Source organism: Weissella sagaensis, from assembly GCF_010306265.1.
In the GTDB taxonomy this organism is placed as follows: Bacteria; Bacillota; Bacilli; order Lactobacillales; family Lactobacillaceae; genus Weissella; species Weissella sagaensis.
In genome coordinates, this window is the sequence record NZ_BLKA01000002.1 from 225,576 (window position 1) to 252,391 (window position 26,816).

General features: G+C 34.4%; 27 protein-coding genes and 3 pseudogenes. 25 read left to right on the plus strand and 5 right to left on the minus strand.

Annotated elements, in window-relative coordinates; translation table 11 throughout:
- Window positions 1-20: 20 nt before the first annotated feature.
- Both yaaA and G7Y65_RS03640 read right to left on the minus strand, forming a co-directional pair.
- The gene (gene yaaA, locus G7Y65_RS03635; protein WP_141926748.1) at window positions 21-761 is read right to left on the minus strand and encodes a peroxide stress protein YaaA; all 741 of its coding nucleotides are present in this window, start codon (window positions 759-761) and stop codon (window positions 21-23) included.
- 27 nt (window positions 762-788) lie between these two features.
- Window positions 789-1,376, minus strand: a complete 588-nt coding sequence (locus G7Y65_RS03640; RefSeq protein WP_165314636.1) for a histidine phosphatase family protein — start codon at window positions 1,374-1,376, stop codon at window positions 789-791.
- A gap of 181 nt (window positions 1,377-1,557) precedes the next feature.
- Here G7Y65_RS03640 and G7Y65_RS03645 point away from each other — a divergent pair, with 181 nt between their 5' ends.
- Together G7Y65_RS03645 and G7Y65_RS03650 are read left to right on the plus strand one after the other, a co-directional pair.
- Window positions 1,558-2,646, plus strand: coding sequence for a glycerol dehydrogenase (locus G7Y65_RS03645; protein ID WP_165206977.1), 1,089 nt, complete (start codon window positions 1,558-1,560; stop codon window positions 2,644-2,646).
- 21 nt (window positions 2,647-2,667) lie between these two features.
- Entirely contained in the window at window positions 2,668-2,829 is a 162-nt protein-coding gene (locus G7Y65_RS03650) for a hypothetical protein (RefSeq protein WP_165206913.1), read from the plus strand.
- Window positions 2,830-2,902: 73 nt separating this feature from the next.
- Here G7Y65_RS03650 and G7Y65_RS03655 read toward each other — a convergent pair whose 3' ends face one another.
- Entirely contained in the window at window positions 2,903-3,454 is a 552-nt protein-coding gene (locus tag G7Y65_RS03655) for a DNA-3-methyladenine glycosylase I (RefSeq protein ID WP_042493982.1), read from the minus strand.
- A gap of 175 nt (window positions 3,455-3,629) precedes the next feature.
- Between G7Y65_RS03655 and G7Y65_RS03660 the strand changes: the two genes are divergently transcribed.
- The 17 genes and pseudogenes from G7Y65_RS03660 (at window position 3,630) to G7Y65_RS09300 (ending at window position 19,119) form a co-directional block, all read left to right on the plus strand.
- A complete protein-coding gene (locus tag G7Y65_RS03660) occupies window positions 3,630-4,958 on the plus strand; it encodes a Y-family DNA polymerase (protein WP_165206915.1) in 1,329 nt (442 codons plus the stop codon).
- Window positions 4,951-5,334 (plus strand): hypothetical protein, encoded by a 384-nt coding sequence (locus G7Y65_RS03665; protein ID WP_165206895.1) that lies wholly within the window; start codon window positions 4,951-4,953, stop codon window positions 5,332-5,334. Before G7Y65_RS03660 ends, G7Y65_RS03665 begins: the two co-directional genes overlap by 8 nt.
- 235 nt (window positions 5,335-5,569) lie before the next feature.
- The gene (purE, locus tag G7Y65_RS03670) at window positions 5,570-6,061 is read left to right on the plus strand and encodes a 5-(carboxyamino)imidazole ribonucleotide mutase (RefSeq protein WP_042493988.1); all 492 of its coding nucleotides are present in this window, start codon (window positions 5,570-5,572) and stop codon (window positions 6,059-6,061) included.
- A complete protein-coding gene (gene purK / locus G7Y65_RS03675; protein WP_165314637.1) occupies window positions 6,042-7,175 on the plus strand; it encodes a 5-(carboxyamino)imidazole ribonucleotide synthase in 1,134 nt (377 codons plus the stop codon). Before purE ends, purK begins: the two co-directional genes overlap by 20 nt.
- Before the next feature lie 2 nt (window positions 7,176-7,177).
- Entirely contained in the window at window positions 7,178-7,915 is a 738-nt protein-coding gene (gene purC, locus G7Y65_RS03680) for a phosphoribosylaminoimidazolesuccinocarboxamide synthase (protein ID WP_150189780.1), read from the plus strand.
- A gap of 6 nt (window positions 7,916-7,921) precedes the next feature.
- Complete coding sequence (purS, locus tag G7Y65_RS03685) at window positions 7,922-8,185, plus strand: phosphoribosylformylglycinamidine synthase subunit PurS (protein ID WP_150189779.1); 264 nt, start codon at window positions 7,922-7,924, stop codon at window positions 8,183-8,185.
- A pseudogene (purQ, locus tag G7Y65_RS03690) lies at window positions 8,182-8,868 on the plus strand (phosphoribosylformylglycinamidine synthase subunit PurQ). Before purS ends, purQ begins: the two are co-directional and overlap by 4 nt.
- A pseudogene (gene purL, locus G7Y65_RS03695) lies at window positions 8,861-11,095 on the plus strand (phosphoribosylformylglycinamidine synthase subunit PurL). The pseudogenes purQ and purL overlap by 8 nt, the downstream one beginning before the upstream one ends.
- Entirely contained in the window at window positions 11,080-12,540 is a 1,461-nt protein-coding gene (purF, locus tag G7Y65_RS03700; RefSeq protein WP_150189776.1) for an amidophosphoribosyltransferase, read from the plus strand. Before purL ends, purF begins: the two are co-directional and overlap by 16 nt.
- A gap of 26 nt (window positions 12,541-12,566) precedes the next feature.
- Window positions 12,567-13,583 (plus strand): phosphoribosylformylglycinamidine cyclo-ligase, encoded by a 1,017-nt coding sequence (gene purM, locus G7Y65_RS03705; protein WP_150189775.1) that lies wholly within the window; start codon window positions 12,567-12,569, stop codon window positions 13,581-13,583.
- On the plus strand, window positions 13,583-14,167 hold the full coding sequence (gene purN / locus G7Y65_RS03710; RefSeq protein ID WP_206221232.1) for a phosphoribosylglycinamide formyltransferase: 585 nt from the start codon (window positions 13,583-13,585) through the stop codon (window positions 14,165-14,167). The genes purM and purN overlap by 1 nt, the downstream gene beginning before the upstream one ends.
- A 2-nt stretch (window positions 14,168-14,169) precedes the next feature.
- The gene (gene purH, locus G7Y65_RS03715) at window positions 14,170-15,699 is read left to right on the plus strand and encodes a bifunctional phosphoribosylaminoimidazolecarboxamide formyltransferase/IMP cyclohydrolase (protein ID WP_165206923.1); all 1,530 of its coding nucleotides are present in this window, start codon (window positions 14,170-14,172) and stop codon (window positions 15,697-15,699) included.
- A gap of 13 nt (window positions 15,700-15,712) precedes the next feature.
- Window positions 15,713-16,945 carry a phosphoribosylamine--glycine ligase gene (gene purD / locus G7Y65_RS03720; RefSeq protein WP_165314639.1) on the plus strand — a complete coding sequence of 411 codons (1,233 nt, stop codon included), beginning with the start codon at window positions 15,713-15,715 and terminating at the stop codon, window positions 16,943-16,945.
- A 218-nt stretch (window positions 16,946-17,163) separates the two neighbouring features.
- A complete protein-coding gene (locus G7Y65_RS03725; RefSeq protein WP_165314641.1) occupies window positions 17,164-17,718 on the plus strand; it encodes a GNAT family N-acetyltransferase in 555 nt (184 codons plus the stop codon).
- Between the two features lie 244 nt (window positions 17,719-17,962).
- Window positions 17,963-18,157 (plus strand): hypothetical protein, encoded by a 195-nt coding sequence (locus tag G7Y65_RS03730; protein ID WP_165314642.1) that lies wholly within the window; start codon window positions 17,963-17,965, stop codon window positions 18,155-18,157.
- 3 nt (window positions 18,158-18,160) lie between these two features.
- Window positions 18,161-18,607, plus strand: coding sequence for a FusB/FusC family EF-G-binding protein (locus tag G7Y65_RS03735; protein ID WP_165314643.1), 447 nt, complete (start codon window positions 18,161-18,163; stop codon window positions 18,605-18,607).
- Window positions 18,608-19,026: 419 nt separating this feature from the next.
- Window positions 19,027-19,119: a putative holin-like toxin gene (locus G7Y65_RS09300; protein WP_228179811.1), complete on the plus strand. Its 93-nt coding sequence runs from the start codon at window positions 19,027-19,029 to the stop codon at window positions 19,117-19,119.
- Window positions 19,120-19,602: 483 nt separating this feature from the next.
- On the opposite strand, the gene G7Y65_RS03740 is transcribed toward G7Y65_RS09300, so the two are convergent.
- Window positions 19,603-20,505, minus strand: coding sequence for a helix-turn-helix domain-containing protein (locus G7Y65_RS03740; protein ID WP_150189769.1), 903 nt, complete (start codon window positions 20,503-20,505; stop codon window positions 19,603-19,605).
- 112 nt (window positions 20,506-20,617) lie between these two features.
- On the opposite strand from G7Y65_RS03740, the gene G7Y65_RS03745 reads away from it, so the two are divergent.
- Window positions 20,618-21,895, plus strand: coding sequence for an MFS transporter (locus tag G7Y65_RS03745; RefSeq protein ID WP_150189768.1), 1,278 nt, complete (start codon window positions 20,618-20,620; stop codon window positions 21,893-21,895).
- Between the two features lie 230 nt (window positions 21,896-22,125).
- Here G7Y65_RS03745 and G7Y65_RS03750 read toward each other — a convergent pair whose 3' ends face one another.
- Window positions 22,126-22,662: a TetR/AcrR family transcriptional regulator C-terminal domain-containing protein gene (locus G7Y65_RS03750; protein ID WP_165314644.1), complete on the minus strand. Its 537-nt coding sequence runs from the start codon at window positions 22,660-22,662 to the stop codon at window positions 22,126-22,128.
- Window positions 22,663-22,802: 140 nt separating this feature from the next.
- On the opposite strand from G7Y65_RS03750, the pseudogene G7Y65_RS03755 reads away from it, so the two are divergent.
- The 5 genes and pseudogenes from G7Y65_RS03755 to G7Y65_RS03770 form a co-directional block, all read left to right on the plus strand.
- Window positions 22,803-24,266: pseudogene (locus tag G7Y65_RS03755) on the plus strand (DHA2 family efflux MFS transporter permease subunit); the annotation flags it as partial.
- Between the two features lie 54 nt (window positions 24,267-24,320).
- Window positions 24,321-24,659 carry a DUF4811 domain-containing protein gene (locus tag G7Y65_RS09525; protein ID WP_275669039.1) on the plus strand — a complete coding sequence of 113 codons (339 nt, stop codon included), beginning with the start codon at window positions 24,321-24,323 and terminating at the stop codon, window positions 24,657-24,659.
- Window positions 24,656-24,814 carry a DUF4811 domain-containing protein gene (locus G7Y65_RS09530; protein WP_165314658.1) on the plus strand — a complete coding sequence of 53 codons (159 nt, stop codon included), beginning with the start codon at window positions 24,656-24,658 and terminating at the stop codon, window positions 24,812-24,814. Before G7Y65_RS09525 ends, G7Y65_RS09530 begins: the two co-directional genes overlap by 4 nt.
- A gap of 290 nt (window positions 24,815-25,104) precedes the next feature.
- Window positions 25,105-25,722, plus strand: coding sequence for a sugar O-acetyltransferase (locus G7Y65_RS03765; protein WP_150189764.1), 618 nt, complete (start codon window positions 25,105-25,107; stop codon window positions 25,720-25,722).
- Between the two features lie 353 nt (window positions 25,723-26,075).
- Window positions 26,076-26,726 carry a YczE/YyaS/YitT family protein gene (locus tag G7Y65_RS03770; protein ID WP_165314646.1) on the plus strand — a complete coding sequence of 217 codons (651 nt, stop codon included), beginning with the start codon at window positions 26,076-26,078 and terminating at the stop codon, window positions 26,724-26,726.
- The last annotated feature ends 90 nt before the right edge of the window (window positions 26,727-26,816 follow it).

A 26,816-nucleotide genomic window follows, 5' to 3' on the forward strand; every position in this document is an offset into this window, starting at 1 on the left:
TTTTGTTTAGTTAATCAGTTTTAATGATAGATAAAAACTAATTTATGATCAGTTGATTGTGATGCATCAAAAGAATATACGGCTGTTTTAAATTGTTTCAGTTTATCAATCGTTGTCAGTTGATTTTCAACAATAAAACGCACCATTTCACCACGAGCCATTTTAGCATCAGTAGCTTTAACTTTTAGTTTCCCGGCTACAATGTGTGCAAATATAATATCAATAAATTCGTCTTCAGGCTGTAAAAAAGGGCGTATCGATTGTGCATATTCTTTAGATGCTAAATTAATAATCGGTTCATGATTATGAATCATTTGGTATAATGTGTCTCCCCAGAATTCATAAAGATTGCGACTATCGTTAATTTTTAACCGTGATTTCATCTCTAGACGATAAGGTACAATACCGTCAAATGGGCGTAATACACCGTAAAAAGCAGATAAAATCCATAAATGATTTTGAAGATAAGATAATGCTTGTTCACTTAAAACATTTGGTGCCATATATTGATACTGAATACCAGTATAACTGAATATTGCAGGTGTTAATGCGGTATTTGAATTTGTGTGATGAAGTTGATTATAGTTTTCAGTTGTTAATTTATCACTAGTTTGCCATAATTTTTTGAGCTCATCATAAGAAAGTGACAATAGTTTTTGTTGAATTATTAAGGATTGTTCTAAGTAACATGGCGTATTAATCGGTGTAAAATTGTCTTGATCAATCGTCATTTTTTTAGCAGGTGAAATAATAATTTGCATGTTAATTAATCTCCGTTAATCAGTGGATTAAATCTGTTTTACGTTAATTGCTTCAATAAACTTAAATTCTTTATTTGAATAGGCAAATTTTAAAATGCAGCAATTATGAAAATTAGGAACTTGTTTTTGGATTTCTTCAAACGGCAACCATTTTTTTAGAAAAACAAAGCAAGCGTCACCATGACTAACGGCTAAAACGCGTTTATGATCGGGTTTTTCCATTATTTCTGTTAGTGTCTGATTCATTCTTTGTTGCACTTGAATATCCGATTCACCACCAAATGGGACAAAAAAATCACCATAAGAATGACGAATTGGATCATTTTGTGGATTAAGTTGTTCACTTTGACCTTCAAAAACGCCAAAATGCCATTCTTTTAATCCTTTTAATCTTGTATAAGGTTGATCTGTAATATTTTCGAGCGTGTCACTTGCTCGTTCTTGTGTCGAAGCATAAGCATGGTCAAAAGTTAGATTAATTTGTTCAAAATAATGGCCAACTTCTTGAGCATCTGTGATACCTTGTGGTGTAAGTGGTGAGTCACTAGCTCCTTGAATACGGTGCAATTGGTTGAATAATGTTTGACCGTGGCGCATTAGATAAAGTTCTTTCATATTAAGCTATTCCTCTCTTTATTATGTCATATCTATTATCTAATAATATTTGAATATTCACAATTTTAAGAGTATTTTGATTCTAAATGTTAGTAAGCATATCAGTAGCTATCTAATTCAGATATTGTTAAACTATATATAGTGAAATGATTCACAATATGGTTATTTGGGGGAAATTATGATTAAAGCATTTTCAAGTCCAGCACATTATGTACAAGGTAATGATGTATTCAGTCATCCAAAGGAATATTTTGAAAATTTAGGAAAGCAACCGCTATTGCTTTGTGATGATATTGTCTGGGAAATTGTGGGTGAAACATTAAATCAAACATTATCAAGTAATTTTATAGTAACGCATGTTAATTTTGGTGGTGAAGCTTCTGAAGAAGAAATTATGCGTGTGGTTGAAATTGGTAAGCATGCCGATAACGATTTTATTATTGGTTTAGGTGGTGGTAAGACGCTCGATACAGCAAAAAATATTGCTGATAAATTAGCAGTGCCAGTGGCTATTTTACCAACAGTGGCATCGACTGATGCGCCATGTTCAGCTTTGTCAGTGTTATACACACCAGAAGGACAATTTACAAATTATGCTTTCTATGATAAAAATCCAGACATCGTGTTGGTCGATACAAAAGTTATTGCTAATGCCCCAGTCAGAAACCTAATTGCAGGTATTGGAGATGCTATGGCAACAAATATTGAAGCACAAGATGTTGCCAAGGGGCATAATAAATCAATGCTGGGTCAAGCACCAACTTTAGCCTCATTAGCAATTGCACAAACATGTGAAGACAATTTGTTTGCCCATGCTCACGAGGCTGTAGCAGCAGCTGAAGCACATGTTGTGACACCGGCTTTGGAAACAGTTGTTGAAGCCAATACATTGTTAAGTGGTATTGGTTTTGAAAGTTCTGGACTGGCTGCTGCACATGCGATTTACAATGGCTTCACAGTATTGTCTGGTGAAAGTGAAACCATGATGCACGGCGAGAAAGTTGCTTATGGGTATTTATGTGAGTTAATGTTGAACAATGTACCAACTGAGACATTGAATAAATATATTGATTTTAATCAATCACTTGGTTTGCCAACTACTTTGGCAGATTTACATCTAGAAGATGCTACTTATGAAGATTTCTTAAATGTTGGTAAGCAAGCCACTATTCCTTCTGAGACAATTCATCAAATGCCATTTGAAATCACAGCTGAAGATGTTGCAAATGTTATTATAGCAGTTGATAGTTATGTTAAGTCTCGAAAATAATTAATTATAAAAGGAGACGTTATGACTGATTCAAATAAGCAACGTGAAATATTAGTGTCTAATGAAAATTCAACGGAACGAGATAAATTAAATAGAGAATTTAAAAGAGTTGCAAAATCATTGCCTAGGCAAAAAGTAACGCAAGCTGATTTAGCAGCGATGATTAAGCATGATGAATGGTAAGCTTTATTTGCCTTTAAACATAATAAAAGGCGTCCAACACTTTGTATGTCGGACGTCTTTTATTATGGGCAGATTATTTTTTAAAGCAATTTATTTGATGATCGTTTATAATACCTGCTGCTTGAAGAAATGAGTAAGTGGTAACAGGACCAGCATAGGCGAAGCCGGCTTTTTTTAGCTGCTTACTTACAATCAGTGCTAGTTGATCATATTTGGGAATTGATTCAGATGATGCATAGTGATGGATGATTGTATGATTACCTGTAAAGGACCAAACATATTCACTAAATTGATTATTAGGGAATTTCGTTTGCATAATTTTAGCATTATTAATGGTGGCTATTATTTTACGTTTATTACGAATAATACCGCTATTGTGCATTAAACTTATGATTTTGTCATTATCATAGTGGGCTATTTTTTCAAAATCAAAGTTATCAAATGCCTGTTTAAAATTTTCTCGTTTATTTAAAATAAGTTGCCAGCTTAGACCGCTTTGAAATGCTTCTAGGGTCAACAACTCAAAAAGTTGTTGACTTGTTGTTGTTGGGACACCCCATTCAGTATCATGATAATCTTTTAATAATTGATTACCATTTTGTGCCCAATTACAGCGTTGTTTCATAATTGTTTGCTCCTTATCATCGTGCTGAAATTAAAGGGAAAGTGTTTGTACTTATTAAAATTTTACCGCAAATAACGATAAATATACTAGCCGTAAAATTTTATTGATTAATCCGTTAGTTAGGTTTAAACTAATTTTGTACAGTTAAACTTATTTAATGGATTGGAGGAGAGTTATGAATTTTTCAGACGTAACTTGTCATGAAATGAGAAGAAAAGTTATGGTGATTGATTCAAAAAGCTTTTACGCAAGTGTAGAAAGTGCCGATCGTGGCTTAAACCCCTTAACTTCATTATTAGTAGTTATGAGTCAACAGGCAAACACTAATGGGGGACTTGTATTAGCTGTTTCCCCTCGTGCAAAAAAAGAATTGGGTATTAAAAATGTCATGCGTCAACGTGATGTTCCAAAAGATTCTCGGTTGATTATTATTCAGCCACGAATGAATCGTTATATTGCTGTAAATAAAAAAGTTAATGATATTTTTCGTCAATTTGTTGCTGAAGAGGATCTCCATTTATATTCCATTGATGAAAGTATTCTTGACGTGACAGATTCTTGGGAATATTTAAAATTTATTTATGGTAAGGATTTAACATTAAAGAAATTAGCACATATTATTCAGTTAAAAGTAAAAAAAGAACTAGGATTATATTTGACAGTTGGTATTGGCGATACACTTACAATGGCTAAAATTGCCTTAGATATTCAGGCGAAACACGATTGTGATTTCATTGGAGAATGGCATTTTGAGAATTTACCAGAACATTTATGGCCCATTACAAAGTTAGATACCGTTTGGAGTATTGGCAGTAAAACAGCCAAAAAGTTAAATCGGTTGGGTATCTTTTCAATGTATGATTTAGCTATGGCAAGTCCATATTATCTTAAACAAAAAATGGGTGTTCGTGGTGAAGAACTGTTTGCTTTAGCTTGGGGAGTAGATCGTAGCATTGTTAGTTGTAAACATAAAGTTAAAGCAGGAAATATTTCTAATAGTCAAGTGTTACCACGTGACTATAATGATATCCCTGAAATTAAAGTTGTTATTCGTGAAATTGGTGAACAAGTTGCTGCACGATTACGCGCCAAGCAATTAGCAGCTGGTACGGTATCATTATTTGTTGGTTATGCTTATGCAACAAGTGAACAAAAACAGATGCCTGGTTTTAATGTCCAAATGAAAATTGAACCATCAAATTTATCGCATGTTATTCATAACGCTTTAATTGATTTATTTGATGAACATTATACGGATGGCAACGTACGTAACTTAGGTGTATCTGTTGGTAAATTACAACCAGCAGGTTATGAGCAATTAGATTTATTAACGCCAGTTGTACAACAAATTAATGCTGCTAAAATTGATCAGGTCGTTGATGATATTAGAAAAAAATTTGGTGTCACAAGCTTAGTCAAACTGTCTTCGTTAAGCGCTGGCGGTACAATGATACAACGTGCAGGTTTAGTTGGTGGTCATAATGGCGGTAATACCTATGGATAATCAAGATAAATTAAATTATCAGTTGATAAATGCAGCTCATTTTTTTCAAAATGATTACCAAGATAGAGGTATGGTTAAATGGCAAGGCTATTTTCTTAGTGATCATACAGAGGACGTTGGTAAATACTCTAAAAATCGGCTGGATAACGTGAAGCGTCAAGATTATGAAGAAATGTCTGAGAAAGCAATTAGTCAATATTTAATGAAAGCTTTTGACCAACAATTTAAAGTAACCATTCAATTAAGGAATCATAATGATCAGGGGATTGTTAGTCCTTTGTATCATGGGAAAGTATTAGGTTTTCAAGATAATAATGTCGTGCTTTCAGATAATATACAAGTATTTCCATTACCTGATATTTTATATGTTAAATAATTAATGTAAACGAACGCTGTTGCAACAGTATTTGTGAAATTAGCCACCGTGTTTAAAAGCACGGGGCTTTTTTTATGGAGATTAGAATGTTTCGCCTAAAAACGAACTTAATTTTATTTTTTAGTATTTTTTATTAACAAATACGAACTAAACGCGTTGACTTGCTTTTTAAAGTTCAGTATTATGAAGGTGAAAAACAGACGTTGTCATGGTGAAAGTCAAAAGTGAGGAATAAATGGTGGCAAATGAAGTTGCAGTATTGATGGGATCAATTTCGGATTGGTCAACAATGAAATTGGCGTGTGAACTACTTAAAAAGCTAGATATATCATTTGAAAAGAGGGTCATATCAGCACATCGAATGCCTAATGAATTACAGGAGTTTGGGGAAAATGCACGGACTAAAGGGATAAAAGTTATCATTGCAGGTGCAGGTGGTGCAGCTCACTTACCAGGTATGATTGCTGCTAATACGACGTTACCTGTGATTGGTGTTCCAATTAAAACACGAACATTGAACGGTATAGATTCATTGCTATCAATTGTGCAAATGCCCACAGGAGCACCAGTTGCAACTGTTAGTATAGGTGATGCTGGTGCTAAAAATGCAGCTATTTTAGCAGCACAAATGTTGGGTATCACACAAGCAAGCGTCCAAGACAAGTTAATTGATTTAAAAGAAACACAACGTCAAGAAGCTATTGAAAGTGAGGCGCGCTTTGATTAAAACAATTTTGCCACCAGCAACAATTGGCATTGTAGGTGGTGGACAATTAGGGCAAATGATGGCTTTGAGTGCTAAAAGTATGGGGTATAAAGTTGGCATTTTAGATCCCACACCATATGCACCAGCAGCACAAGTCGCTGATTTTCAAATCATAGCTAGCTATGATAATGAAGTCGCTTTATTAGAACTTGCCCATCGTAGCGCAGTATTAACCTATGAATTTGAAAATGTCGCAGAAGAAACATTACAGAAAGTAACGGCATATACATCTTTACCGCAAGGGGTTAATTTATTACATGTTAGTGGACAACGGTTAAGAGAAAAAAATTTTTTAAAAAATATACAAATTCCAGTAACCAATTTTGCCTCGGTTACTGATGCATCCTCATTAGAAATAGCCATTGAAAAAATAGGTTATCCGGCGCTTTTGAAAACAGTTAGTGGTGGTTATGACGGTCATGGTCAGTTAGATATTGATAAGCCAAGCGATATTATCAGGGCTGAACAATTATATAAGCGAACACCATGTATTTTAGAAGCTCGTCAGGAGTTTCAAGCTGAAGGGTCAATGATGGTAACGCGCGACTTTAATCAACATGTTTTTACTTTTCCTTTAGTAGCAAATCAGCATAAGAATCATATTTTACATACGACGGTTGCAGCTAATCAATTTTCTGATACATTGCAGCACAACGCACAAATTTATGCTGAAAAAATTGCAAATAATCTTAACCTTTACGGTGTTCTAGGTATTGAGTTCTTTGTTATTAATGACCACGAATTGGTAGTTAATGAACTTGCACCACGACCACATAATTCTGGGCATTATACGATTGAAGCATGTAATATTTCACAATTTGAAGCGCATATTCGTAGTATTTGTGGCTTACCAATACCAGATATAAAACAAGCATATCCAGCTGTGATGCGCAATTTATTAGGAAATGACTTAACATTAGCGCGTGAAATGTTACATGATCATCCAGAGTGGCATTTTCATGATTATGGTAAAAGCGACATTAGACCTCAAAGAAAGTTAGGTCATATTACAGTTGTGGGTACTGATGTTAATGAACTATTGGCAACAACAGATATGCTAAGGGGAGATAATTAACAATGGCTGAATTGGCAGAAATTAAAAAACAAGGGTTGTTATATCGGGGAAAAGCAAAGGAAATGTATACGACTAATCATCCCGATATTCTGTGGGTACACTATCTAGATCAGGTAACAGCACTAAATGGTAAACGTAAGGTTCAAATGACGGATAAAGGTAAGACAAATTGTGCTATTTCATCACAACTATTTACCGATTTACGTCATCAAGGTATTGAGAATCACTTTATTAAACAGTTGGATTTAACGGATCAATTAGTGCAGCGTGTGCAAATTATTCCTTTAGAAACAGTTATTCGCAATTATGCATCTGGTAGCTTTGTGAAGCGATACCAGACAGAATATTTACAAAAGTTTTCACAACCCGTCATCGAATTTTTTTATAAAAACGATGTATTAGATGATCCCTTTTTAAATGATGATGATGCTTTGGCTTTGGGACTTGCAACAAATGATCAAATATCAGAAATTCGTCAGATTGCTTTGCAAGTTAATCAACATTTGATACAAATTTTTGAAAAAATAAATGTTCAACTGGTCGACTTTAAACTTGAATTTGGGGTAACAAAAATGGGTACCGTTATTTTAGCAGATGAATTATCACCTGATAATTGTCGTCTAGTTGATGTTCAAACGAAACAGTCACTGGATAAAGATATTTTCCGTCAAGGGCTGGGTGAAATGGTGCCGGTTTATGAAAAAGTTTTGCAACGTTTACAACAATCAGAGGAGGCCTAACAAATCATGACAATCGTTAAAGTTTTTGTGAATTACAAAGAGTCTATTCTAAATCCAGAAGCACAAGCCATTCAACAGGCACTAGGACGCCTGGGCTATGAAAATATTACGCAATTAAAAGTTGGTAAAACATTTGAATTAACTTTTTCAGATGAGTTAACTCGGGCAGAAATTGTACAAGAAGTTAATGAAATTAGTGATCGCATGCTAGCAAATTACAATATGGAGAACTATACCTACGAAATTATTGAATCGGAGGGTATATCATGAAATTTGCGATTTTAGCATTTCCGGCATCTAACTGTGAGTTGGATGCTTATTATGCCATTACCGATATTCTTTGTGAAGAAGCAGCGTTAGTATCTTATGATTCAGATTCATTAATTGATTTTGATGCAGTGATTGTGCCGGGTGGGTTTTCGTACGGTGACTATCTACGTAGTGGCGCTATTGCACGTTTTGCGCCAATTATTCCTGCGCTACGTGAGTTTGCTAATAGTGGTAAGCCAGTCATTGGTATTTGTAATGGGTTCCAAATTTTAACCGAAGCTGGTCTGTTACCAGGAGCACTACAAAAGAATACAGTTGCACAATTTATATGTCGTGATCAACAGTTAATTGTGACAAATAATCAAAGTCCATTTTCTAATTTGTATGATGAAGGAGCCCTCATTACACTGCCCATTGCACATGGTGATGGTAATTACTATTGTGATACACAAACGCTTAAAAGTTTAGAAGCAAATAATCAAATTATTTTTAGATATCATAACAATCCCAATGGTAGCGTATCGGATATTGCTGGTATTACAAACCAAAAAGGTAATGTACTTGGTATGATGCCACATCCATAACGTGCAGTTGAAAAAATTTTAGGATCAGATGATGGTAGGCAATTATTCACGTCAATCATTAATTTTATTAAGACAGGTGAGGTGGCTTTTCATGAGTAATATCGATGTTCAAGCTACAGAAATTTCACCAACGATAATTGAAGAGTAAAAACTTTACCAATCATTAGGACTTTCAGATGATGAGTATCAATTAATTAAAAACGAGGTCCTTGGTCGTTTACCTAATTATACTGAAATCGGTCTTTTTTCAGGTATGTGGAGTGAGCATTGCTCATATAAAAATTCAAAACCAGTTTTGAAAAAATTCTTCTCAAAAGGTCCTCGTGTTGTAAAAGGACCTGGTGAAGGAGCCGGAATCATTGATATTGGTGATGGTCAAGGCGTTGTTTTCAAAGCTGAAAGCCATAATCATCCATCAGCCGTGGAGCCATTTCAAGGAGCGACAACTGGTGTGGGAGGTATTTTACGTGATATTTTCTCAATGGGTGCGCGTCCAATTGCTAGTTTAGATAGTTTACGCTTTGGAACACCACGTACAGCAGCTGATCGATATTTAATTTCCCAAGTGGTTGCCGGCATTGGTGCATACGGTAATAGTATTGGAGTGCCAACAGTAGGTGGTGATATTGCCTTTGATGATGCTTATTCACAAAACCCATTGGTGAACGTCATGTGTGTCGGTTTGATGGCGTTAGATAACATTCAAGTTGGTGCTGCAGCTGGTGTTGGTAATAGTATTATTTATATCGGTGCTAAAACCGGTCGTGATGGTATTAATGGCGCATCATTTGCATCGGCACAATTTGATTCTGAACATGAAAATCAACGCTCTGCAGTACAGGTTGGCGACCCTTTTACAGAAAAATTAGTGATGGAAGCGTGTTTAGAGATTAGTACTAATCATGCAGATGCTTTGATTGGGATGCAAGATATGGGGGCTGCAGGATTAGTTTCTTCTTCAGCGGAGATGGGTTCAAAAGCTGGTGGAAATGGAATGATTTTGAATTTGGATTTAGTACCACAACGAGAAGCTAACATGACGCCTTTCGAAATGATGTTGTCTGAATCACAGGAACGTATGTTGTTGTGTGTCAAAAAAGGTTATGAAGATGAAATTTTGTCAGTGTTTGCTGAATATGGTGTTGAGGCTATTACTATTGGTCACGTAACTGATGATGACCATTACCAATTACTTCACCATGGTAATATTGTTGCCGATGTCCCAGTTGATGCATTAGCATCACAAGCACCTGTTTATTATCGTCAAAGTAAAGTGCCTGCTCGGATTGAACAAGCAAGCACGAGACAATTTGTTCCAAATATTGCTTCACCCACCAGAGTATTACGACAGATGTTAGCACAATTAACCATCGCATCTAAAAAAAGTCTATATGAGACTTATGATTCACAAGTTCAAACAAATACGCTTGTGAAGCCTGGTTCGGATGCAGCGGTTGTACGGGTCCGTCATTATGATAAAGCATTAGCGATGACAACAGATGTTAACGGCCGTTATTTATATTTAAATCCACGAATTGGTGGTCAAATTGCTGTTGCTGAAGCAGCTAGAAATATTGTTGCTTCAGGAGGATTACCACTTGGTATCACTGATTGTTTGAATTTTGGAAATCCAGAAAAGCCAGAACAATTTTATGAATTAGATCAAGCTGTGCAGGGAATGAGCGAAGCATGTGAAACCTTTGCAACACCAGTTATATCAGGAAATGTTTCTTTGCACAATGAATTTAATGATGTCCCAATTTATCCAACACCAATGGTTGGGATGGTTGGTTTAATTCAAGGATTAGAGCATATTACCACACAAGATTTTAAACAAGCTGGTGACTTTGTCTATGTTATTGGTCAAACGCATAATGATTTCAATGGTTCAGAAATCCAAAAAATGCAAACAGGTAAAATTTCAGGTCAATTATTTGATTTTGATTTAGAAAATGAATTTAAAATGCAAAATTTTGTGATGCAGGCAATTGAAAATAATCTTTTACAAAGTGCTCATGATGTATCAGAAGGTGGGTTAATTGTTGCTATTGCTGAAGCCACATTTGGTAATCATTTAGGCGTTAACTTAGTTAGTGAATTGACGGTTCGTCAGTTTTTTGCTGAGACACAATCGCGTTTTGTTGTATCAGTCAGTCCTCAAGATCAACTAGCATTTGAGCGTTTATTAGGTGAACATGCCACTTGTTTAGGACAAGTCACCGATAACGACTTTTTACACGTAATGGCACAAGACGGTGAGTTTAAGTTATCAGTTTCACAGGCATTGAATATTTGGGAAGGGGCTTTACCATGCAGCTTGAAGTAAGTCATTTAAATGAAGAGTGTGGCGTTTTCGGTGTCTGGGGGACACCTGATGCAGCATTTCTAACCTATACAGGTTTATTTTCCTTACAGCATCGTGGTCAAGAAGGCGCCGGTATTACAATTAATAATAATGGCCAACTTAGAACAAAACGTGATTTAGGTTTATTAAATGATGTGTTTAATGCAGTGGAACTTGAAAAATTACAGGGTCAAGCAGCCATTGGTCATGTTCGGTATTCAACTGCAGGTAGTAATTTATTAGAAAATATTCAACCGTTGCCTTTTAATTTTAGTGATACACAATTCGCACTTGCTCATAATGGTAATTTGACCAACGCACAAACAATTCGTCAAACTCTGGAAAGCAGAGGTGCTATTTATCAATCAAGTTCAGACTCTGAAAATTTGATGCATCTTATTCGTTTGAGTAAAGAAACAACTTTGGATGAGCAAATTAAAGATGCTCTGAGACAAATTAAAGGTGGTTTTGCCTATTTACTTTTGACCAAAGATAGTCTTTATGCAGCACTTGACCCAAATGGTTTCCGGCCACTTGTTGTCGGTAAATTATCAAATGGGGGTTTTGTTATTTGTAGTGAAACTTGTGCATTAAGTGCAGTTGGTGCAACTTTTTTATGTGATGTACAACCTGGTCAATTATTAAAAATTGATAATAATGGGTTAGTCATCTCAACTTACACAACAGACACACAATTAGCAATTTGCTCTATGGAATTTATTTACTTTGCGCGCCCGGATTCAGATATTTATGGTGTCAATGTTCATTCTGCTCGTAAGCGAATGGGCGCTTTATTGGCCAAGGAACATCCTGTAAAAGCAGATATGGTGATAGGCGTGCCTAATTCTTCATTATCAGCAGCCATGGGCTATGCACAAGAATCAGGACTACCTTATGAAATGGGATTAGTTAAAAATCAGTATTCTGGTCGTACCTTCATCCAACCAACCAAAAAGTTACGTGAACAAGGTGTCAATATGAAGCTTTCGGCAGTGAGAGGGGTTGTAGCAGGTAAACGGGTAGTTTTAGTTGATGATTCTATTGTACGAGGCACCACTAGTCGAAGGATTGTGAAATTGTTAAAAGATGCCGGGGCAGCTGAGGTTCACTTACGCATTGCTTCGCCAGAGCTAAAATATCCATGCTTTTATGGTATTGATATTCAACATGCTAGCGAATTGATTGCAGCAAACCAGACTTTGACAGAAATGTGCCAAACGTTTAGTTCAGATTCATTGGGATTTTTAAGTGTGCCAAGTTTGATACAAGCAGTAGGATTAGAAGCTGGCGCACCGAATGGTAGTTTGTGTGTTGCTTATTTTGATGGCAATTATCCAACACCACTATATGATTATCAAAAACAATATGACGAAGAGCAAAACAAATTACATCATCGTGATGTAATAAATGGCGTTACAATGTCGTAAATTAAGCTAACAGGAAGGATTATAAAATGGATGCTTATAAGAAGGCGGGTGTCGATATTAATGCAGGATATCAACTGGTTAGCCAAATTAAGAATTTAACACAAAACGAAGCATTAGGTTCATTTGGCGGTTTATTTCCGTTAGATATTGGCCCATTTCAAAATCCAGTTTTGGTTGCAGGTACGGACGGTGTTGGTACAAAGTTGTTGGTTGCTATTCAGGCTAATCAAAACACACAAGTTGGTATTGATTTGGTGGCAATGTGTGTCAATGATGTGTTGGCACAAGGGGCGAAACCATTATTTTTTCTAGATTATATTGGTACAGGTCATTTAGATGCAATACAAACCAAGGATATTTTGACGGGGGTAGTTGCGGGAGTAAAACAAGCTGGTACCGTACTATTAGGTGGTGAAACAGCAGAAATGCCAGATATGTATCATGATCAGCATTACGATTTAGCTGGTTTTGCAGTTGGTATTGCTGATAAGAAACAATTATTACTAGCTGACAACACACAGGTTGGTGATGTATTGATTGGTATAGCATCCAATGGCTTACATTCAAATGGCTTTAGTTTAGTACGGAATATCTTATTTAAACAACATGATTATACCTTGACTGATACATTACCTGGTCACCAACAAGATTTGCAAACAGAATTATTAAAACCAACACGCATTTATGTTGATTCAGTTTATCCATTAGTACAACAAAATCAAATACATGCGATTGCACATATTACGGGTGGTGGATTAATTGAAAATGTTGGTCGTATTTTGAACGGGAAATTAGATGCTGAAATTAATGTTGATGCTTGGCCATTACCACAAATTATGCAATCGTTACAAACGCTTGGGCAACTTACATTTTCAGATATGACTAACACTTTTAATTTAGGTATTGGTATGGTGTTAGCAGTTGATGCCAAACATGTGAAATACGTCATAAATGCCTTACAGCAAGCAGGTGAACAGGCTTATCAAATTGGTAAGCTTATACCAGGAACCCAGCAAGTAAATTTGAAAGGTGAGTTGCAGTGATGTCAACGATCAAAAAAATTGCGATTTTTGCTTCAGGTGAGGGCACAAATTTTACAGCACTGTGCCAGGCTTTTGTTCAGGAAAAAATACCAGTTCAAGTTAGCTTGTTAGTATGTGATCATCAAAATGTTAATGTCTTACAACGGGCAAGGCAAGAAAAAGTGCCAAGTATAGTCATTAACTTTAAAGACTATACAAATAAGGCAGCAGCAGAATCAGCTATCATAAAAAAATTAGTTGCTGAACAAATTGATTTTATTTTACTAGCTGGCTATATGCGGATTGTGGGGCCGACTTTATTAGCAAAATATGCTGGGAAAATAATTAATATTCATCCAGCATTATTACCTAATTTTCCGGGTCGTCATGGTATTGAAGATGCTTATCAAGCTGGTATTTCACAAACTGGCGTAACCATTCACTGGGTTGATGAAGGTATTGACTCTGGTAAAATTATTGCGCAGTGTGAAGTACCAATTTATAAAACAGATAAATTAGCAGATCTTGAGCGAAGAGTGCATCAAACTGAACATATATTTTATCCATCGATTGTCAAAGATCTATTAGAAAAAGGGGAATTCTAAAAATGACTAAAAAAGCATTATTAAGCGTTTCAGATAAAACCGGGTTGCTTGAATTTGCACGTCAATTAATTGACTTAGATTTTGAAGTTATTTCAACAGGTGGTACAAAAAAGGCGCTTGAAAAAGGTGGTTTAACCGTGACGGGTGTTGAAGACGTTACAGGATTCCCTGAAATGCTAGATGGCCGTGTTAAAACTTTACATCCTAAAATTCACGGTGGCTTATTAGCAAAACGTGATAATCCGGATCATATGGCACAATTACGTGAAGCAGACATTTCACCAATTGATTTAGTAGTTGTTAATTTGTATCCTTTCAAAGAAACGATTGAAAAATCTGAAACTACTCAAGCCGAAGCAATCGAACAAATTGATATTGGTGGTCCTTCAATGTTACGTGCTGCTGCTAAAAATTTTGCGGATGTTTTGACAATTGTAGATCCTGCTGATTATGCATCAGTCGTATCGTTTTTAGAAGCTGAACAAAATGATTTGGCATTTAAAAAAGAATTAGCAACAAAGGTATTCCAACACACTGCGGCATATGATGCATTAATTGCTAATTACTTAACCGATGACGCGTTTCCAGAGAAGTTAACATTAACGTATGAAAAACAGCAAAGTTTACGTTATGGTGAAAATAGTCATCAAACGGCTGCATTTTATCGTCATCCTATTCCTGCAAAACTTTCAATTATCACAAAACAATTGCATGGCAAGGAACTATCATTTAATAATTTGAAAGATGCCAATGCCGCTTTAAACATGGTTAGTGAATTTTTAGAACCATGTGTGGTTGCGATGAAACATATGAATCCATGTGGAGTTGGGATTGCTGATAATATTGAACAAGCCTGGAATGAAGCGTATGAATCAGATCCAATGTCTATTTTTGGTGGTATTGTAGCAGTTAATCGTGAAATTGATGTAGCAACTGCCCAAAAAATGCATAAAATTTTCTTGGAAATTGTGATTGCGCCATCATTTAGCAAAGAAGCTTTAGAAATTTTGGGTCGAAAAAAGAATATTCGTTTATTACAAGCTGATTTGAGCCATGCCGATGCAGCAGATCGTTTTGAAACCATTGCAGTTAGTGGTGGATTACTTATACAAGAAACCGATCGCCAGGTTGAAGAGGCTGAAACGTTCACAGTAGTAACAAAGCAGCAACCTACAGCTGAACAATTGAAGGCATTACAATTTGGACAGCATGTTGTAAAATTTGTAAAAAGTAATGCGGTTGTTGTGACAACTGCGACAAAAACATTAGGTGTTGGTATGGGGCAACCTAATCGCATTGATGCAACAAAGATTGCCATACAAAAAGCGATGCCAAAGGAAGGTTATGAAGCGGCTATTTTAGCATCAGATGCCTTTTTCCCAATGGATGATTGTGTAGAGTATGCTGCACAACATAATATTAAGGCTATTGTGCAGCCAGGTGGTAGTATTCATGATAAGGATTCCATTGCTATGGCCGATAAGTATGGTATCGCAATGGTGACAACTGGCGTGCGTCACTTTAGACATTAGGAGGGATATTTTAATGTTTAATGTTCTTGTAATTGGATCTGGTGCGCGTGAACACGCAATTGCGACAACTTTTTTGAAGAGTAAACAGGTTGCAACAGTTTTTTGTGCACCAGGAAATCCGGGTATGCAAGCAAGTGGTATTCAAACGGTTGCTATTTTAGAAAATGATTTTGGACAATTAGCCACGTTTGCTGCTAAACAACAGATAGACTTGGTGTTTGTCGGACCAGAGGCACCATTAGCTGAGGGAATTGTAAATTTTTTAACAGCTAAAGGATTAAAAGTTTTTGGGCCTAATCAAAATGCTGCAAAATTAGAAAGCAATAAACAATTTGCAAAAGATTTTATGAGGCGTCATCACGTACCGACTGCGGATTTTAATGTATTTACCGATGTTAATCAGGCCTTAGAGTATACTCAGCGATTATCTTTACCAATCGTTATTAAAGAGAACGGCTTAGCAAGTGGTAAAGGTGTTAAAATTGTGACAAAAGCGGATGAATTGGTGCCAGCTTTGCGTGAAGGTATACAAAAATCGGATCAAATTCTAATAGAAGAATATTTAACGGGTGAAGAATTTTCATTGATGGTATTTGTTGGTGGACCTGAGCCGGTTATTTTGCCAATATCACAGGATCATAAGAAGTTATTTGCGGGCGATGAAGGACCTAATACTGGCGGTATGGGAGCGTACTCACCCGTGCCACATATTACGGAGGAAATCATTGCGCAACTCAAAAAATCAATTATTTTACCAATCATGGATGGATTACGGCAAGAAAATTTAATGTATGCTGGTACCTTATATATTGGCTGCATCTTAACACCTGAAGGCACTAAAGTGATTGAGTTCAATGTTCGTTTAGGCGATCCTGAGACGCAGATTTTACTGCCACAGCTAGAAAGTGATTTCTATACAGTAATAAGCAACTTAATTATGGGGAAAACGCCCAAAATGATTTGGCAAAATCAAGAATATTATATAGGTACAGTTGTTGCTGCACCAGGATATCCAGATAATCCTAAACAGCATATTGCATTACCTGATTTGCCGGATAATATTTTTTATGGTGGCGTTGTTGCAAAAAATAAAACATTATATAGCTCGGGAGGTCGTATTTTTACACTGATTGCGCATGCATCAACACTTAAAAAGGCACAAACAATTGTTAATACGACACTAGCCAATTTGGATTTGACTAATTTTTATTATCGAAAAGATATTGGATTTCGTGATTTAAATTAAAAAGTAATCCTATATTATTTAAGAGAAGGAATGAAATAAATAAGCAGCCAAATTCATAAAAATTTGGCTGCTTTTATGTGATTTAATAGTAAGATGTATAGCATATGAAGCTTTCCAAAAACAGTCTTTTCTAAGATATCATAAAGAATATACACATTTAATATTGCATTAATTATAATGAATTTAATTACTTGAAAGAAAAGAGAATATTATAAATAATGATAGAAATTTCTACAGATAGATTGATTATTAGGCCATTAAAAACAACCGACTATGAGAGTTGGTTCAAGGGGTTTTCGCAACGGCAACCGTCACAAAATCCCTTTGATGAAGGTTTATTAGATATGAGTATTTGTACGCAAGAATGGTTTAATGAGCTGGTTCAAAAGCATGATGCATTAAGGCATGCAGACGACACTTATATTTTTGCTATTTTTGATAAAAAAACGCAACATCATATTGGTATGATTGATATTGCAACACTTGCCAGAGCGAATATGAATTGGGGTGAAATTGGTTATTTTATTCATAATCAATTATGGCGAAAAGGGTATGCTTTTGAAGCATTAACAGCTATTTTGAAGTTAGCATCTAATGAATTAGGATTTCATAGAATTGAAGCACATGTTAGTATCCCAAATACACCATCTCAGGAATTACTAAAAAAATTAGGCTTTTCATTTGAAACAACTCGTGAAAAATTTATGTTTGAATTTGGTGAATGGGCAGATAAAAAAGTTTATTTCTATAATTTAAACAATACTAACTTATAGCATATAAAGGTTATGATTAGTGGTAGCTAGTTACCGTGCTATCCTGTTTTCTAGGGTATCAGTAAGCAATATAAGGTTTATTTGTTTTTTTTTAAAAGGTTTGATAAACTAGGGTAGCTCTAGGAGGTGATCAGATGGTACGTATAGTATCTGCTAGTGACAAGGTTAATAACTATTAATCGAATCACTAGAAAAAAACTTTCTTTCTAATGATTCTAATTATGAGAAATGAAAGGAAAAATTTATGACACTAACAATACAACCCTATCAGTATATGAAGATTAATGACATTGTCTATAACTTGGTACATCAATACCAATCAGTCAATGATTTACGGACAATTGGCGTCCTTCAAGATTTAGCTGCCGAGGAAATCCACGATACAGTTCCTGGTAATGACCCTGCCATTACGCAGTTAATTTCTAATATCATGGATTGACGATTGCGACACCGTGCGACTGAAACAATGGTCAAAACATTACAAGAGTTTGTCGTGCCTTTTGTAGCACCAGACAAAAAACAAATACAACAAACATTCCGCAAGACTAAGAAATTGACGCTACCTGATTTAACGGTAGTGGACTGGCGTGATTATACTTTTTTTGCTTGGAATGATATTGCGACACGACGTAAATATATATTGTATTATGAACAAGACCAGCTTTTAGGGCTAGTTGGTGATGTTTCAAGTCCAGTTATACGGGGATATTGTTCAATTTGTCAGCATGAAGAAAACGTAACAATGTTTTTAGCATTAAATAAACGCCATGGGGATGGTAGATATACAAAAAAAGGTAACTATATTTGTGTTGATAGTTTACAATGTAATCGTAATCTACATGAACGTGCTCTTTTTGATAAATTTGTGACAACAATTAAAAAACAATAGTGTAATAATTAATTTATAATTCAACCACGGCTAGCGATTTTGCTGGCCTATTTTTATTTTCATTCGGTACTTTTTTAGTCTGTCATACCATAAAATAATAAATAATCCAAAAGAAGACATCACGGAGAAACAACGTGATGAAATAGATGAAGCATAGAAAGCGCAATTAGAGCGTTACCTAGATAAAAAGTAACCGAGGCTGATATGCCTGAAATGATTAAAAATGGTTAATGGTAAGCATAAATTACTCAATACAAAAAATGCCACAAATGCTATTATGACAGCACTTGTGGCATTTTTATATGTTATAATAACTGTACAGGTTTAAAGGCGGTGGCTAATCCTATTCGAAAGGAGTTGGTGCCTATGAACGAATGTTCGTAGACTTCAAAATCTAAAGAAAGGCGGGTTAGCTAAACATGTCTGTTTTCCAAGCAGTATCATTGATGATACTATTTGGAAACTTCTTGTTGATGTTGTTGACGTATATCGACAATCATCACAAGAAGTAGGGCAAACAAAAAAACCGCTAAAACTTTGACGAGCAAGGCGGTTTTTAACTATTTAAATTCAAGCCATCGTCAAGACAACCTGGGCCTCGTGTTGGTAGCACGGGGCTTTTTGTTTACGACTAAATTATAGCATAGCTTTGGAAAATCCCCAAATACTTATCAGTATATTACTACATAAAATCCGCTTGCTTAATTTCAATAGAAGGGTAATGAGAAAGTTCAGTTAAGTCTATATCTATCGGACAACTATATAACATGTAATAATCGTCAGTATTTTTATTTTTGTTAAGTTCATTTAATTTTAATTCAGCTGTGTGGGAATTTTTAGTGATAAAAACTACCGAAACCACACCAATTTTTTAATCGTTTTCACCTAGAATTTCTCCCTTAAGAATAAGCTTAATTCCTTTATTGTCGACTAGTGCCATATTAACGTAATCTTGATAGTCCATAAATAGCTCCTTAATAAATATAATAATACAGTTATTTAATCTTTTTTGTAAATCGATAAGCTTTGGAATCTGCCACACGAATTTTAAATATCGCATCAATATTTAGTGAAAAACTTATTTGAAACATTGACTTAAAATCAATTATTTTAATAAGGGTATCTCGTCCAAGCTCATAATTACCAAAGTACAATTCCCATACAGCTAACCACAGTTGTTTAGAAATCTGACCATTCCAATCTAAGAAAAGTCCATCTAAATTAAATTTATTCCGTAATCCATACGCTGCTTGATAATTTTTAGTATTTAAATAATTCTGTAAGACAACACCATAGTAATTGATTAACTCATTAGAAATTTGAAAGGGATCAGCATATTTTGTTAAGTAATGTTTGTAATTTTCTTCAATACGATTTGTTATTGTTTCAATATTAATATTAAATTCTTCATGAGTCGCAATGATGGGGATTAGAATTTTAACCATCCTGATTTCTTGGAGTGTCCAACTTTTTTCGTTTAGTAGATGAAGCATGAGCATTTGAATATTTTTTGATAAAGGAAACCGATGATAACTATAAGAAGATAATAACACTTCAGCGTAACCACTAACAATCTGTATTTGAACATTATGTGATTCTTTGTGCTGCTTTAACCAATTTGATAATGTTTTAAATGCATGTGTTTCATATAAATAATTTATTTTGGCTAGTAACTGTTCCGCCATTGGTAGCTCATAATTATTATTTATATATTGAAATTCAGAAGGTGAAATACCTAAATTATCAAGAATCATTAAAAACTTTTCAGACTGAATATCATTGGTGCCACTTTCAAATCGATTAGCAAACGATCGTGAAATAATATTTGTATATACCTGTTTTTGAGACAAACCTTTAATAATACGTATTTTTTTTATAGTAGGACCTAATTTATTCATATATTTCTCCTATTAAGTTTAGGATGTCGCATATTTGCAACCTAACTCATATTATTATCTCTCAATATATTGATAAAGTTAAATTATTAAATTTTATCAGGGGGATAAAACGATGACAATTGATACAAAAGCATCAAATAAACAAATTTTTAAGGATGTATTGACTAATTTAATAAGTTCATTAAGTAGCAATATGTTTACATATGGTCTTGGATTAATGCTTTTAAATCAGACACATTCAGCATTAAGTTTTGGTGTTGAATTAGCCATTGGTCCAATTATTAGTTTGTTATTTATGGTTCCAATAGGAAACTTAACTGATCGATTACCACATAAAAGAATCATTATTATGAGTATGCTAATGCGGATACTACTATTACTAATTTTATTACTGACGATTGATTATTTTACGGGTATGTTTAAATTTATTCCAATTAGTATTTTTGTTACTATGAACACTATTGCTTCTGTTTTTGCAAGTACCGCATATACTGCTTCCGTTCATGAACTAGTAAATAATCAAAAAATACACCAGCTAAGCTCATTGACAAGCGGTGCCAACTCCTTGTCAAATATTTTGGCACCTATGTTAGGTATTGGGGTATATGCTGCTTTTGGATTTCGTGTTTTCGTTTGGATAGCTATGGGTGCTTTATTATTATCAGCCTTAATCGTGACGACGATGAGATTTTACTATAATGAAGTATCATCTAACGTTGATAATGTCCTTGAAGAAAAATCTTCATTGAAAAATTTTCAAGTAGGGTTAATTTATGTATCTAAACGACCATTAATTAAAATGTTAATTTTTGTTGCCGTGTTTTTAAATTTTATTTTTGCTGCTATCAATATTGGGCTACCATATATTATTAATACCCAATTAAGTTTAAATAACGCATTAATTGGTATTTTAGATACTTTTAATGCGTTAGGAGGGTTAGTTGCCGCTTTACTATTGAATTTTTGGCCTGATAATAAAGGTGAAAAATTCAAAATTATTGCACCTTTATTTATTTGTAGTTTTTATTTTATATTGTTGGGAATATTATTATTGATTACAAAAAATGTTCATTTGATCAGTATAATTGGTGGAGCAATTATGTTTTTCGGTGGGTTTGGCGTTGCAATGTTAAATATAACAACACAAGTTAATATACAAAAGACAACTCCAACAAAAATTTTAGGGCGCGTAACCACAATTATGACAACTGCTTGTACAATTATTATGCCGATTGGAACATTAATATTTACATTTATTTTTCAAAAAACCACTAATGGGTCAATCGTTTATTTAATAGCCGGAATAATTTGGTTATCTATCATGAGTGTTAGTATGCCTTACTTAGATAAAGCTATTAAATCAGACTTAAAGTTCCAGGAAGAAATTTGAAAATATCATGCATAGCATAAAAAGAAGGATTGGCTAGAAATGGCTGTTCACGATGTAATGCCTTTAATGCCATTGTTCGTGTCATTTTTGTGTTAACGTATATCGACCATCAAAGAAGTAAGACAAATAAAAACCGCCCGTTACTTTGACACTTCAGACGGTTCAATTAAGTTAGTGCGCCTAATAGTGGATCAGCAACGGTACCGAACTGAGTAGGTAATTATATGCAATTACAATATACTTTTATTTAAATAATGTATTGTTAGTGCAGCCATTTCTTTGGGCGATTCTTGCGTACCAGATGTAATCCATTCTGAAATAATACTAAAAATTATGCCAATAATAACATATAAACGATATCTTTCAATTGAATTTGCTGGCATATCACCAACTTGATCAATAATTTGATCAGAAAGTAACTGATAAAAATAATCGGATAAGCCATTTTGTAGTAATAACTCGATTCGTTCTTTTTCTGAGTAAATTATTTCGAAACTTTCTTGAACACCTTGTAAATTGTTTTGCGCATTCAGGAGATGATTTTTCTTAAATGGATAGCGTCGATTAAGTTGGATTTGTTTAAAATAGAAGACTAATATATCCTCGATTGTATCAAAATTTCGATAATAACTTGCACGTGCGACATTAGAAACTTTAATTAGTTCAGTTATTTTTATACTTGAAAAAGATTTTACTTTTAACAATTTAAATAGGCCATTGACAATTTGATTTTTTACGCGCAAATTTTCTTGCAGACTATGATTCATATAAATTCTCCTGATACAGTATTGTAGATATTGACTCACTGATACATATTGTATCATACTTTTTTTAGTGGTAAACTTTTGAAATTCAATGAAACATTTTAATTCATTGAGAGAATAAAAAGAGTGAGGCGAGAAGAGAGATGAAAGTAGACCAACACGGTAAAAATTATAATCGCACGGTTGTTTTGTCTGTAATGATGATTGCTGCGATGTCGGGTGGTTTGATGCAAACATCGTTGGGAACAGCATTACCAACATTAATGACAGCGTTTGATATTAATTTAGCAACTGCACAGCAAGCAACCACATGGTTTTTGTTAATGAATGGTATTATGGTGCCATTATCAGCATATTTTGCAAACCGTTTTTCAACAAAATATTTGCATATTATATCATATGGACTATTAACAATTGGTGTTTTGATGAGTATGCTGACACCAGAAAATGGTAATTATTGGTGGATGTTTGTTGCGGGTCGTATTATCGCAGCCATTGCCGTTGGTGTTATGTTACCGTTACTACAGGTAGTTATTGTAAATATGTATGCGCCAAAAGAACGTGGTGTTGCCATGGGATTAATGGGATTGGTTGTTGGAATGGCACCTGCATTTGGACCGACCCTGACAGGATTTATTTTAAATAAAGATCATACTTTATTTGGCATAACCCTTTCGAATGATTGGCGATCAATTTTTATTTTGCCGCTTATTTTAATTGTGATTGCGACTGTACTTTCACCATTTTTTATAAAGGATGTGCTAAAGAACAGACCAGTTAAGCTAGATTTGATTTCAATTATTACTTCAACAGTAGGGTTTGGTTTATTCTTATGGGGCTTTACAAATGTTAGTTCCGATGGTTGGGGTGATTTAGCAACTGTTGTTTCACCTATTGTAATTGGTATTATTATTTTGATTATTTTTGGATGGCGTCAGTTAAAGCTACCAGTACCATTTTTAGATATTCGGGTATTTTTAAATAAAAACTTTACTATTCCAACTATCGGATTATTACTAGTTACTATGGCAATGTACGGGGTTGAGATGATGCTACCGACGTATTTGCAGAATGTACGTGGTTTGACCCCATTAGATTCGGGATTAACCTTGTTGTGGGGTGCACTATTTATGGGATTTGTAAGCCCGATTGCAGGTGTTTTATATAACAAGGTAGGAATCAAAATATTGTCATTTGTTGGTTTTTTCGTTTTGCTATTAGGAACACTACCTTTTGTGTTCTTGACCGAACAAACACCAACCACTATCATCACTGTTTTGTATGCGTTGCGAATGATTGGTATTGCCTTGCTAATGATGCCATTAACAACGGCTGCAATGGGGGCGTTGCCTGATGAAAAAGCTGCAGATGCAACAGCAGCAAATAATACATTACGGCAAGTTTCAAGTTCTGTTGTGGTGGCCTTAATGACTTCTGTTGTTCAAAATGTTATCAATAATAATACGCCAAATGATGCGATGAAAAAAACAGCACCTTTACAATATGCTAAAAAATCATTGGATGCTTCATTGGATGGCTTTCAATGGGCATTCATTATCAGTCTTGCTTTTGCAGTGATTGGACTGTTATTTGTTATCTTTATGAAAATGAGAAGGAGGCTTAATATGATTCTGTGGATAATTGTTATTGCAATGATTTTGATGATTGTTAGCTTGCTACTGATAAATAATCGTATATTACGTTATAGTTTTGGTGGATTATTTATGTTTGTGTTTATGGGATTTGTCATTGCTTTGTCAGCTAATATGTATAATCATTATGGTATGTCAAAAGAGACAACAGTACAACATAAGCAAATTTATTCGGCAGCACCTGCAAATGTTCCGGTAGGTATGTTAATAACGAAAAAAATTGAAAATAATCATTATATTATGATGTTTAAAGATTCAGCAGATGATCAGACAGCTAGAGTACATTTTGTTCCGGATAAAAATAATGTCTTAGCTAGCTTGAAAAAATCAGCTAATTATAAAAAATAAATAGTAATACTGCACAAGTAGTTACGAAAACAACAAAGTGGCAGTATAATTCTGAACTAATGTCATGGCTATTTAAATTTAAGGAAGAGGACCATTTAGTCAAGATTACACATACTGTGGAAATTCCAAATAATTGGAAAATCGTAAATAAATAGTGTTGCACATATAATTTTAAGAATAACGTGTTGCATATTAATACCAACACACAGATCACAAAAATAAACCTTCGTTCTCTGAGGGGTACTCCAAAAGTTAAAGTAAAAATTTAACTTTTGGAGTATTTTTATGACTAAAAATTTCAAAACAAACGAAACTAAAAGCAATCTATGACTATAAAATATGCAGTTGCTTTTTTGTGCGTAAGCGTTTACAATTTATTGTTGTTAGTAATGGGAATGTGTACATTACGGCATCTTTAACTATTTGTACAATGGGGGATAGTATAATGAAAACAGAACGAGAAATAATGTTATCAGGAAGTCTTTATAAATCTGATGATAAAGATTTAATAGCAGGGCGTAAGGCAGGAAAACGCCGCGCAGCATTATATAATCAAGTTGCGCATGAAGATGAGAATCAAGTACAAGAACTGTTAGAAGATATGATGGGCACTATTGGTAAAAATAGTTACATTGAACCTAACCTTTATATCGATTATGGTAAGAATATACATATTGGTGACACTTTTTATGGTAATACGGGGTTAACAATATTAGACACTTGTGAAGTTCACATTGGTAATAATGTTATGATTGGTCCCCGAGTGAGCTTGATTACAGCTGGTCATCCGATTGATGCTAGCGTCCGTGTCCGTGGTTTAGAATTTGGTAAACCAATTACAATTGGTAATAATGTTTGGATTGGGGCAAATGTATTTGTCGGCCCGGGCGTTACAATTGGTGATAATGTAGTTATTGGTGGTGGTGCTGTGGTGGTCAAAGATATTCCAGCAAATACAGTAGCTGTCGGTAACCCAGCTCGTGTGCTACGACAAATTACTGAAGAAGATAAAATAAATTGGGAACAGCAAGAAAAAGATTATTATGATCATCGTGCTGATTAGTAACAAGACGTTTCAAAGTGTTAAATAAGTAATATAGTAAGTAACTTTGACAAGCCAAAGAAGTAAGATAAATTAAAAACTGCCTTATTTTTTAACGAATCAGGCAGTTTTAATAAATATATATTAAGGTTGTTATTGCTGAATTAAACGTGGCCTCGTGTTGATAGCACGGGGCTTTTTGTTTACATATAAATTATGGCATAGCTACGAAAAATAACCAAATATTGTAGAACCTAATATTTGGTTATTTTTGCACGTTTGCTGGCTATTATAATTAATAAGTTGTTTTATACAATATATAGTGTAACAATATATATTGTTTATTTTTATTTATGAATGGAGGTGTGCAATAAATGAGTAAAGTTGTACATGCTAATTTAAAGCGCAGCTTAATCTATATACTAGGGTTAAATATATTAGCATTGGGTACAGTACTATTTGCTTGTGGTAAGTTAGGTGTTAGTGCATTAGTTTCAGTCCCACAGGTACTATCTTTGTTTTTACCTATTACACTAGGCCAGGCAACGACATTTATATTTTTAGTATTAGTTGTTTTTGAACTTATTTTGCTAAAAGAATTAAAGTGGCAAGTAATTGCACAATTTGTCTTATCATTTATATTCGGTTGGATAGTAGACTTTTATGGCCTACAAGTTGGACTAGAAAAAATAACTTTAAATACGTTATTGCTTCAAATAATAGTTACGTCTATTGCGATTATTTTTACTGCACTGGGGATTTTTATGATGGTACAAGCCAATTTTATCTTGATTCCGCCTGATGGTGTGGTTAATGTTATTAGTTTGAAATTAAATAGACAATTTGGAAAAATTAAATTGTATTTTGATCTAACAATGATTGTTATTTCTATTGTACTAAGTCTCATATTTATTAGGAGAATAGCTGCTATTGGTATTGGCACGATTATGGCAGTTCTGTTAGTTGGTAGGTTTATTAATCTATTCGAGAACTTGCTATTTAAGATTCAAAGGAAAGCTGATTAATAAAATATAGTGATAATTTTGAAACAATTTGTACCTCGTGTTGGAAGCACGAGGTTTTTTGTATACGAATAAATTGTACTAGCCTTTAGT

What these genes read in the sequence shown, in the direction of transcription:
- yaaA (WP_141926748.1), bottom strand. Translation starts at nt 761, where the DNA reads ATGCAAATTATTATTTCACCTGCTAAAAAAATGACGATTGATCAAGAC.
- purH (WP_165206923.1), top strand. Translation starts at nt 14,170, where the DNA reads ATGACTAAAAAAGCATTATTAAGCGTTTCAGATAAAACCGGGTTGCTT.
- G7Y65_RS03655 (WP_042493982.1), bottom strand. Translation starts at nt 3,454, where the DNA reads ATGAAACAACGCTGTAATTGGGCACAAAATGGTAATCAATTATTAAAA.
- G7Y65_RS09300 (WP_228179811.1), top strand. Translation starts at nt 19,027, where the DNA reads ATGTCTGTTTTCCAAGCAGTATCATTGATGATACTATTTGGAAACTTC.
- G7Y65_RS03740 (WP_150189769.1), bottom strand. Translation starts at nt 20,505, where the DNA reads ATGAATAAATTAGGTCCTACTATAAAAAAAATACGTATTATTAAAGGT.
- purC (WP_150189780.1), top strand. Translation starts at nt 7,178, where the DNA reads ATGGCTGAATTGGCAGAAATTAAAAAACAAGGGTTGTTATATCGGGGA.
- purS (WP_150189779.1), top strand. Translation starts at nt 7,922, where the DNA reads ATGACAATCGTTAAAGTTTTTGTGAATTACAAAGAGTCTATTCTAAAT.
- G7Y65_RS03750 (WP_165314644.1), bottom strand. Translation starts at nt 22,662, where the DNA reads ATGAATCATAGTCTGCAAGAAAATTTGCGCGTAAAAAATCAAATTGTC.
- G7Y65_RS03765 (WP_150189764.1), top strand. Translation starts at nt 25,105, where the DNA reads ATGAAAACAGAACGAGAAATAATGTTATCAGGAAGTCTTTATAAATCT.
- G7Y65_RS03660 (WP_165206915.1), top strand. Translation starts at nt 3,630, where the DNA reads ATGAATTTTTCAGACGTAACTTGTCATGAAATGAGAAGAAAAGTTATG.
- G7Y65_RS03770 (WP_165314646.1), top strand. Translation starts at nt 26,076, where the DNA reads ATGAGTAAAGTTGTACATGCTAATTTAAAGCGCAGCTTAATCTATATA.
- G7Y65_RS03640 (WP_165314636.1), bottom strand. Translation starts at nt 1,376, where the DNA reads ATGAAAGAACTTTATCTAATGCGCCACGGTCAAACATTATTCAACCAA.
- G7Y65_RS03725 (WP_165314641.1), top strand. Translation starts at nt 17,164, where the DNA reads ATGATAGAAATTTCTACAGATAGATTGATTATTAGGCCATTAAAAACA.
- G7Y65_RS09525 (WP_275669039.1), top strand. Translation starts at nt 24,321, where the DNA reads ATGATTGTTAGCTTGCTACTGATAAATAATCGTATATTACGTTATAGT.
- G7Y65_RS03730 (WP_165314642.1), top strand. Translation starts at nt 17,963, where the DNA reads ATGACACTAACAATACAACCCTATCAGTATATGAAGATTAATGACATT.
- G7Y65_RS03745 (WP_150189768.1), top strand. Translation starts at nt 20,618, where the DNA reads ATGACAATTGATACAAAAGCATCAAATAAACAAATTTTTAAGGATGTA.
- G7Y65_RS03650 (WP_165206913.1), top strand. Translation starts at nt 2,668, where the DNA reads ATGACTGATTCAAATAAGCAACGTGAAATATTAGTGTCTAATGAAAAT.
- purM (WP_150189775.1), top strand. Translation starts at nt 12,567, where the DNA reads ATGGATGCTTATAAGAAGGCGGGTGTCGATATTAATGCAGGATATCAA.
- purE (WP_042493988.1), top strand. Translation starts at nt 5,570, where the DNA reads ATGGTGGCAAATGAAGTTGCAGTATTGATGGGATCAATTTCGGATTGG.
- purN (WP_206221232.1), top strand. Translation starts at nt 13,583, where the DNA reads ATGTCAACGATCAAAAAAATTGCGATTTTTGCTTCAGGTGAGGGCACA.
- G7Y65_RS03665 (WP_165206895.1), top strand. Translation starts at nt 4,951, where the DNA reads ATGGATAATCAAGATAAATTAAATTATCAGTTGATAAATGCAGCTCAT.
- purF (WP_150189776.1), top strand. Translation starts at nt 11,080, where the DNA reads ATGCAGCTTGAAGTAAGTCATTTAAATGAAGAGTGTGGCGTTTTCGGT.
- purD (WP_165314639.1), top strand. Translation starts at nt 15,713, where the DNA reads ATGTTTAATGTTCTTGTAATTGGATCTGGTGCGCGTGAACACGCAATT.